The sequence below is a fragment of the Nocardia seriolae NBRC 15557 genome (assembly GCF_007990715.1).
In the GTDB taxonomy this organism is placed as follows: domain Bacteria; phylum Actinomycetota; class Actinomycetes; order Mycobacteriales; family Mycobacteriaceae; genus Nocardia; species Nocardia seriolae.
In genome coordinates this window covers 19,615-28,483 of record NZ_BJWY01000106.1, presented here as the reverse complement: position 1 = coordinate 28,483, position 8,869 = coordinate 19,615, and the positions used below count along the sequence as shown (strand labels likewise).

Genomic DNA, 8,869 nt, shown 5'->3' with positions numbered 1-8,869 from the left:
AGTACTAGGCCGTCGACTACTTCCCCGTCGAACCGCCCTTCATCCCCGGCGGCGCGGTGGCGGGCACGGTCGAGTCGGTCGGGCCGGACGTCGACGCGGCCTGGCTCGGCAAGCGGGTCGTCACGCCGACGGCCGCGAGCGGCATCGGCGGCGGCCTGCCCATCGGCGGCTATGCCGAACAGTCTCTGGCCAAAGCCGCGACCCTGGTCGCCATCCCGGACGAGCTGAGCTTCGTGCAGGCGGCGGCCCTGTCCCACGACGGGCGCACCGCCATGGCCGTCGTCGACCGCGCGGCCATCGAGCCGGGGCAGTGGGTGCTGATCACCGCTGCCGCCGGCGGTCTGGGCACGCTGTTCATCCAGTTGGCCCGCGCCGCCGGTGCGCGGGTCGCCGCCGCCGCGCGCTGCGAGGCGAAACTCGCACTGGCGCAACGGCTCGGCGCGCACGAGGTGATCGACTACTCGCAGCCCGACTGGGCCGAGCAGGTCCGGGAACGCACCGGCGGGGTCCGCGTGGTCCTCGACGGGGCGGGCGGTGAGATCGGCCGCGCGGCGCTGGAAACGGTCACGCCCGGCGGGCTGCTCATCGCCTACGGCAATTCCGCGGGCGGATTCGCCGCGATCGACGCGGAAACCGCCGCCGCCCAAGGCATCACCATCGTCCCCTTGTTCGAGGTCGCGACCCCGGACACCGATTGGCTCGCCCGGCACGACCGCGCCCAGGGCGAGGCCGCGGCCGGTCGCCTCGAAGTGGTCATCGGCCAGACCTTCCCCCTCGAAGAGGCCGCCGCCGCGCATGCCGCCATCGGTTCCCGCGCCGCCCTGGGCCGCACCATCCTCACGGTCTGAATGAGTTCGGCGTGTCGTGAACAACCGCCCAGTCCGCAAGCGCAAGGTGGACTGGGCGGTTGGCGATACGGGAGGCGGACAAATGGGCGGTCGAATCGGCGCGATCGGGGCACTGGGGGCTCTGCTCGCCGTATGCCTGGGTGGGGCCGTCGGTGTCGGCGCTGCCCAGCCGGTGCCCGCCGATATCCAGCCGCTGCAGGTGCCCGACCGGACCTCCATCTCGGTGCGCACCCTGGTCCCCGGCGTGGGCTGGGGTACCGACAACGAGTCCGAAGAGCGTGCGGGCCTGTCGATTTCGAAGCTCTACATAGCCGACTACGCACTGCGCCACGGCGACGGCTCGGCCGCCGACAAGGACCTGTGCGAGCGCATGATCCGCAAGTCCGACGACTACGCCGCGGACCGGCTCTTCGCCAAATATCCGAAGGCCATCGACGCCGTGGCCGCCGAATACGGCCTGACCGCCACCCACGGCGAGGGCGACTGGGAGTTCTCGACCACCAGCACCGCCGACGTCGCCGACTTCCTGGCCGCCAAGGTCCGCTCCGATCCGGACAGCCCGATCCTGGCCTGGATGGAGGAGCCCGCCGAGAAGGCCGCCGATGGCACCCGCCAGGACTGGGGCACCGCCCGCCTCCCGCAGATCCTCGGAACCAAGTGGGGCTGGGCCGATGTCGGCGACCCCGAGGTCGCCTCGGCCTCCTTCGGTCCCGGCTTCACCGTCTCCGCCCACACCTACGGCAGCGCCGAACAGCAAACCCAGGACGTGCAGGCCGTGCTGTGGGGACTGATCGGAGAGCTGACCCCACGCCGGCATTGACCCGTATGACCCCGGGATCGAGTTGCCCCGGGATCGAGTTGGCATTGCGCCGTGCTCATCGCCCGCGGATCGAGTCGGCTTCGAGTTGTACCGGCCCGGGCGTCGAGCGATGCCTGCCCGGCCCTTGATCCGACCCGTGCGGGCGCCGATGTGACCCGAGCCACCGGCCGCGTCTCTTGCATCCGGAACGATTGTGTAAGCACAATTATTGTGTGCTTACAACTGTTGAGGGGCTGAGTGCGCGTCGGAAGACGATCGTGCTGGTTACGTGCTGCCTGAGTCTGTTGATCTCCTCCATGGACGCGACCATCGTGAACGTCGCCATTCCCACCATTCGCACCGATCTCGGCGCGCCGCTGTCCAAGTTGCAGTGGATCGTCGACGTCTACACCCTCACCCTGGCCAGCCTGCTCATGCTCTCGGGCGCGGCCGCCGATCGCTTCGGGCGCAAGCGGGTGTTCCGCATCGGCCTGCTGACCTTCGCGGCCGGGTCGCTGCTGTGCAGCATCGCGCCGACCATCGAGATCCTGATCGGCGCGCGTTTTCTCCAGGCCATCGGCGGTTCCATGCTGAATCCCGTTGCCATGTCGATCATTACGACCGTCTTCACCGGCCGGGTGGAGCGGGCCCGCGCGGTCGGCGTGTGGGGCGCGGTGGTCGGCATCTCGACGGCCCTGGGCCCCATGGTCGGCGGCGTGCTCATCGACAGCCTGGGCTGGCAGTCGGTGTTCTGGATCAACCTGCCGATCGTGGCGATCGCCCTCGTGCTCACCACCGTCTTCGTGCCGGAATCGAAGTCGGCCAACCCGCGTGGCATGGACCCGATCGGCCAGGTGCTGGCCATCGCGACGCTGTTCACCCTGGTGTTCGGCCTGATCGAGACCGAGCCCGCCATGTTCGCGCTCTCCGCACTCGCGCTGGCCGGGTTCGTCCGGCACGAGTCGCGCCACCCGTCGCCGTTCATCGATCTGCGCTTCTTCCGCAGCTTCCCGTTCTCCTCGGCCACCGTCATCGCGGTCTGCTCGTTCGCGGCGCTCGGCGCGTTCCTGTTCGACATGTCGCTGTATCTGCAAGGGACGCGGCACTTCTCGGCCGTGCACACCGGCCTGCTCTACCTGCCGATGGCGCTCGGCATGCTGGTCTCCTCGCCGCTGTCGGGCCGGCTGGTGGGCCGTTATGGCACCAAGCCGTCGCTGCTGTTCTCCGGTGTGCTGATGACCTGTGCCGCGGTCGGTCTCACCCTGGTGCGCCCCGACACCCCGATCTGGCAGCTGATCCTCACCTTCACGGTGTTCGGCATCGGCTTCGGCGCTGTCAACGCGCCCATCACCACCACCGCGGTCAGCGGCATGCCCCTGGATCGCGCGGGCGCGGCCTCCGCGGTGGCCTCCACCAGCCGCCAGGTCGGCATCAGTCTCGGTGTGGCACTGTGTGGTGCGCTCACGGGTGCGGGTCTGTGGTGGACCATCGCCGGTTTCGCCACCGCCGTCATCGCGCTCGGAGTCGCCGCCAATACCGACTGGGCGTACCGTTCGCGCGATCGCATCGCCCCCCTGCTGGAACAGAAGGTCCCCGCACATGCCGGATGACATGCCCACCCCGGACGACGTCTGGCAGCAGCTCACCCACCTGGTGATGGACACCCGTGACAGTTGGAAGCGCGCGGTGTCCGAGCGAATCGGCATGCCGTTCAGCCGTTTCCGGGTGCTGCGGCGGCTGCTGGCGGGACCGCTGACGCCCAAGCAGTTGTCGGCGGCGACCTCGATGGACGCGCCCGCCACCACGGTCACGATCAACGATCTCGAGGAGCGCGGCCTGGTGATCCGCGAGATCGACCCGACCAATCGGCGCAGCAAGCTCGTCTCGATCACCGACGCCGGGCGCGACATCGTGGCCGACGCCTTCGCCACGCCGGATCCCGCGCCCGCGGAATTGACCGCCCTGAACCCCGCCGACCTGCGCACACTGCACGAGATCCTGCGCAAACTCGAACACTGAGCCACCCGTTCGTGATTGAACCGTTATCGTTGGGGCCGTGCGACACCGACACTGGAAGTCCCTGGCGGCCCTCTGCGGAGCCCTGCTGATCGCGGGTTGCGGGCAGAGCCTCACCGCCACACCGGTTTCGGCGTCTGCTCCGCCGCGGACGACGATCCAGTCGCGCCCGGCCGCGGATTCCCCTGCCGTCCCGCTGTTTCCGATCGCGGGCCAGACCGTGGTCCTCGATCCCGGCCACAATGGCGGCGGCGCGGTCCACCCCGACCAGATCAATGCCCAGGTGCCCGACGGGCGCGGCGGTACCAAGGCCTGCAACACCACCGGCACCAATGCGAATGACGGCTACACCGAGCACGAGTTCAATTGGGATGTGGCCCAGCGCGTCCGCGATCTGCTCACCGCCCGCGGCTACCACGTGATCATGAGCCGCGACAGCGACGACGGCGTCGGGCCCTGCGTCAACGATCGCGGCACCCTCGGCAATCGGGTCGGCGCGGCGGCGGTCGTCTCCATCCACGCCGACGGCGCGGCCGCGGGCGCGCACGGCTTCCACGTCGCCTACTCCTCGCCCGCGCTCAACGACGCCCAGTCCGGGCCGTCGGTGCAGCTGGCCACCGCCCTGCGCGACGGCATGGCCGGCGCGGGCTTCACCCCCTCCACCTACGTCGGCTCCGACGGCATGAACCCGCGCCCCGATCTGGCCGGGCTCAATTTCTCCGAGCGGCCCACCGCCCTCGTCGAATGCGGCAACATGCGCGATCCCGGCGATGCCGCGATCATCGAATCACCGGACGGCCGCGCCCGATTCGCGCGGGCCATCGCCACCGCCATCGCGGGCTACCTCGGGTAGCACAACGGTCTGGACTGCGCACGGCGCGGGGTGTGCATTCGCCCGGTTTGCCGTGAGTAGATTCGTCACGTCATTTACGGAATATTTTCGGGCAACCGGACAGACAGGGTTCCGGGGAGGACTCCTTGACCACCACCGACGTACGGCCGCGCTCGCGCTTCGCGAACTGGCTATTGGAAGACGCGGGAGAGCACTACTCGCAGATTCCCGGGCCGATGGCCAAGAAACCGCCCAAGGAGCATCAGCACTCCTGGTGGAAGGTCATGTGCCTGACCGGTGTCGACTACTTCTCGACACTGGGATACCAGCCCGGCATCGCGGCGCTGGCCGCGGGCGTGCTGTCCCCGCTGGCGACCATCGTGCTGGTCGCGCTCACCCTGCTGGGCGCGCTGCCGGTCTATCGCCGGGTGGCCCGGGAGAGTCACGACGGCGGCGGGTCCATCGCCATGTTCGCCAAGTTCCTGCCGAACTGGTGGGGCAAGATCTTCATCCTGGTGCTGCTGGGCTTCGCGGCCACCGACTTCACCATCACCATGACGCTGTCCGCGGCCGACGGCGCGGCGCACATCGTGGAGAACCCGTACGTGCCGGGGTTCCTCCAGGACCAGAACATGACCATCACGCTGGTCCTGCTGGCGCTGCTGGCGGCGGTGTTCCTCAAGGGGTTCAGTGAGGCCATCGGCATCGCGGTCGGACTGGTCGGCGCGTACCTGGCGCTGAATCTGGTGGTGGCCGCGGTCGGCATCGCCAAGGTGGTGCAGGCCCCGGACCTGGTGACCGACTGGTCGCATCTGCTGACCGCCAAGCACGGCAATATCTTCGCCATGATCGGCGTGGCGCTGCTGGTCTTCCCGAAACTGGCGCTGGGTCTGTCCGGCTTCGAGACCGGCGTCGCGGTCATGCCGCAGATCAAGGGCAATCCGGCCGACTCCAAGGAATACCCGCGCACCCGCATCGTCGGCACCCGCAAGCTGCTGACGACCGCGGCGCTCATCATGAGCGGGTTCCTCATCGTCACCAGCTTCATCACCACCATCCTCATTCCGGAGAAGGAATTCGAGGAGGGCGGCCAGGCCAACGGGCGCGCGCTGGCCTACCTGGCGCACGAGTACCTGGGCAATGCCTTCGGCACCGTGTACGACGTCAGCACCATCGCCATCCTGTGGTTCGCGGGCGCCTCGGCCATGGCGGGCCTGCTCAACCTGGTCCCGCGCTACCTGCCGCGCTTCGGCATGGCCCCGGAGTGGGCGCGCCAGATCCGGCCGCTGACACTGGTTTTCGCGCTGGTGGCCTTCGCCATCACCTGGTACTTCGACGCCAATGTGGACGCGCAGGGCGCGGCGTACGCGACCGGTGTGTTGGTGCTGATCACCTCCGCGGCCATCGCGGTGACCATTTCGGCGTGGCGCAAGCAGCAGTACCTGCGGGTGGTGGGCTTCGGCGCGGTGTCGCTGATCTTCGTCTACACCACCATCGACAACATCATCGAGAAGCCCGCCGGTCTGCACCTGGCCATCCTGTTCGTGGTGGCGATCCTGGTGGTGTCCTTCGCCTCCCGCATCCGCCGCGCCTTCGAGCTGCGGGCCGTGGACGTGGTCTTCGACGAGAAGGCCTGCCGGATGATCGATCAGCTGGCCGAGCGCGGCGAGATCCGCATCGTCACCCACGACATCACCGACGGCCGCTCGCCCGAGGAGTACGCGGAGAAGGAAGCCGATCAGCGGCGCGAGAGCCACATTCCCGAGGACGAGCCCATCCTCTTCCTCGAGGTCATCGTGAAGGACCCCTCGGAGTTCAGCACCACGTTGAATGTGACCGAGGTGGATGTGGACGATTACCACATCCTCACCGTCGAGGCCGCCGCCGTGCCCAACTGCATCGCGTCCATCCTGATCGCGATCCGCGACCGCACCGGCGAGTGCCCGCACGTGTACTTCGAATGGACCGAGGGCAACCCGCTGGTCAACCTGGTGCGCTTCATGTTCTTCGGCGAGGGCGAGGTGGCCCCCGTGACCCGCGAGATCCTGCGTCGCGCCATCCCGCGCCGCTCCCAGCGCCCGCACGTCCACGTGGACAGCTAGATCCTTCGCGAGGGAGCTCCCACCGCGGGAAATCGGACGGACTTCCGCGGTGGGAGCTCCCGCGTCATTTCATATAGAAGAACGTGTCCGGTTTAGATGTAACTCAGGGTTTCATGCAGACGTAGAATATTGCTACGCTCACGCAGCAAACGTGACATGACACCAGGAGTACCGATGAAGCTACTTCCCAAACTGGGCCGCCAACCGGTGACGGAGCCCGGCGAGGTAGCCCTGCAGGCTCGGAATGTGAAGTTCGACTGGTCGCGCACCGAGCCGATCTGGATGAAGCGGGAACCGATCGCCTCGCACGTCCTCAATGCCCTGAGCATGCTGCTGCCCGAGGGCGAGCGCATGTTCCTGGTGACCTTCGACGAAGCCCTCGAACTGGTGAAGGACGAGAAGCTGCGGGAAGCCATGATCGGCTTCATCGGGCAGGAGTCCATGCACGCCGAGAGCCACAACGGGGCCCTCGAAGAGGTGCTCGCCACGCACGGCATCGATGTCGAACCCTATGTGCGCCAGGCGGAATTCATCTTCCGCAAGACCCTGGGCCCGCGCGAGGCCGCCACCGAGGCGGCGCGGCAGCAGCAGCTCGTGGAGCGGCTGGGCGTCATCGCCGCGCTCGAGCACTTCTTCGCCTTCCTCGGGGACTGGGTCATCAACGCCGACCTGGAGAAGTTCGACGCCGACCCGCAGATGCTGGACCTGTTTCGCTGGCACGGGGCCGAAGAGGTCGAGCACCGCATGGTCGCCCACGACGTGGCCGAGTACTTCGAGATCGGCTACGTGCGCCGCGGCGCGCTCATGCTCATGGTGTTCCCGATCTTCATCGCGCTGCTGCTGCGCGGCACCAAGTTCCTGGTGCACGCCGATCCGTCGCTGCCCAACCACCGCTACCCGATGCTGGTCATGCGGATCTTCGCGGGCATGTGGCGGCGCTCGATCCCGGGGATTCCGTCGCTGCTGATCAGCGCGCTGTCCACCTTCAAGCCGGGCTACAGCCCCGAGGGCGTCGGCTCGACCGCGCAGGCGGTCGCCTACCTGGCGAAGTCCCCGGCGGCCCGGGCGCTGGCCTCGTGAACGAGCGAAGCGAGCGAACCATGGACGCAGCGCGCCGCGCGCACGCCGGAGCCGAGCGCAGCGAGGTGGAGGCGTGAGCGCGGTTCGACCCGTTCCGACGACGCCGCCGCAGGATCTGTTCGGGAAGGCGCGCGCGGATCGCGCCACCCGGGTGGTGGCCTTCATCGCCGAAAGCCGTTTGCGCTGGACCACCGTCGTGAACCGGCGCGAGCCCGACGCCCGGGTGGACGATTGGCGGATTCCGCTGGTCGTGGTGGAGCGGCGGGTGGAGGCGCACGACACCGATGTGATCAGCCTGCTCATGACCGCCCCGTACGGGCGGCGGCTGCCCGAGTGGCGGCCGGGCGCGCACCTGGATCTGGAGTTGCCGTCGGGGCGGGTGCGGCAGTACTCGCTGTGCGGTGATCCGGCCGACCGGCACGCGTATCGCGTTGCGGTGCGGCGGATTCCGGACGGCAACGGCGGATCGCTGGAGGTGCACGAGGAACTGCTGGTCGGCACCGAGCTGACCGTGCGCGGGCCGCGCAACGCATTCCCGTTCGTGCTGCCGGGACACGGATCCTCCGCCAAGAGAATGCATTTCGTGGTGGGCGGCATCGGCATCACGCCGATCCTGCCGATGATCCGGATGGCCGATCGGCTCGGTGTGGACTGGACCATGGTGTACGCCGGGCGGTCTCGCGACACCATTCCATTCCTGTCGGAGGTGGAGTCGTTCGGGTCGCGGGTGACCGTGCGCACCGATGACGAGCACGGGATTCCGACCGCCGCGGACTTGCTGCCGGGTGTCGGCTCCGATACCTCCGTGTACTGCTGCGGCCCGGTGGTGATGACCCAGCTCATCGCCGATCGCATTCGCGACATGCCGGGCGTGGAACTGTATTCCGAACGCTTCTCACCGGCTCCGGTGGTGAACGGCACCGCCTTCCAGGTGGCGCTGGCCCGCACCGGCGACGTCATCGACGTGCCCGCCGACAAGTCGGTGCTCGAGGAAGTGCTGAAAGTCCGTCCGGACAGCTCGTATTCGTGCCGCCAGGGCTTCTGCCGCACCTGCGTGGTGCGGGTGCGCTCCGGCGAGGTCGACCATCGCGACACCGTGCTCACCGACGCCGAACGGGCGAACGGCGACATGCTCATCTGTGTATCCCGTTGCGGCGGGGAACGTCTGGTGCTGGACATTTAGCACCGTCTC

Annotated in this window: 8 protein-coding genes and 1 pseudogene; all 9 read left to right on the top strand. The window is 68.3% G+C overall.

The window, feature by feature from the left end; all coding sequences use genetic code 11:
* Positions 1-38: 38 nt before the first annotated feature.
* Positions 39-209, top strand: a pseudogene (locus NS2_RS38540) (alcohol dehydrogenase catalytic domain-containing protein); the annotation flags it as partial.
* 63 nt (positions 210-272) lie between these two features.
* The gene (locus NS2_RS26730; RefSeq protein ID WP_373867327.1) at positions 273-848 is read left to right on the top strand and encodes a zinc-binding dehydrogenase; all 576 of its coding nucleotides are present in this window, start codon (positions 273-275) and stop codon (positions 846-848) included.
* Between the two features lie 82 nt (positions 849-930).
* Positions 931-1,668: a serine hydrolase gene (locus NS2_RS26725; RefSeq protein WP_045440223.1), complete on the top strand. Its 738-nt coding sequence runs from the start codon at positions 931-933 to the stop codon at positions 1,666-1,668.
* A gap of 212 nt (positions 1,669-1,880) precedes the next feature.
* Complete coding sequence (locus tag NS2_RS26720; protein WP_033087022.1) at positions 1,881-3,257, top strand: MFS transporter; 1,377 nt, start codon at positions 1,881-1,883, stop codon at positions 3,255-3,257.
* On the top strand, positions 3,247-3,666 hold the full coding sequence (locus NS2_RS26715; RefSeq protein ID WP_033087021.1) for a MarR family winged helix-turn-helix transcriptional regulator: 420 nt from the start codon (positions 3,247-3,249) through the stop codon (positions 3,664-3,666). Before NS2_RS26720 ends, NS2_RS26715 begins: the two co-directional genes overlap by 11 nt.
* A 37-nt stretch (positions 3,667-3,703) precedes the next feature.
* Complete coding sequence (locus tag NS2_RS26710) at positions 3,704-4,516, top strand: N-acetylmuramoyl-L-alanine amidase (RefSeq protein ID WP_033087020.1); 813 nt, start codon at positions 3,704-3,706, stop codon at positions 4,514-4,516.
* A gap of 125 nt (positions 4,517-4,641) precedes the next feature.
* Complete coding sequence (locus tag NS2_RS26705) at positions 4,642-6,597, top strand: APC family permease (RefSeq protein ID WP_045440220.1); 1,956 nt, start codon at positions 4,642-4,644, stop codon at positions 6,595-6,597.
* Positions 6,598-6,771: 174 nt separating this feature from the next.
* Entirely contained in the window at positions 6,772-7,677 is a 906-nt protein-coding gene (locus NS2_RS26700) for a metal-dependent hydrolase (protein ID WP_033087019.1), read from the top strand.
* Between the two features lie 73 nt (positions 7,678-7,750).
* Positions 7,751-8,860, top strand: a complete 1,110-nt coding sequence (locus NS2_RS26695) for a PDR/VanB family oxidoreductase (RefSeq protein ID WP_033087018.1) — start codon at positions 7,751-7,753, stop codon at positions 8,858-8,860.
* Positions 8,861-8,869: the final 9 nt, after the last annotated feature.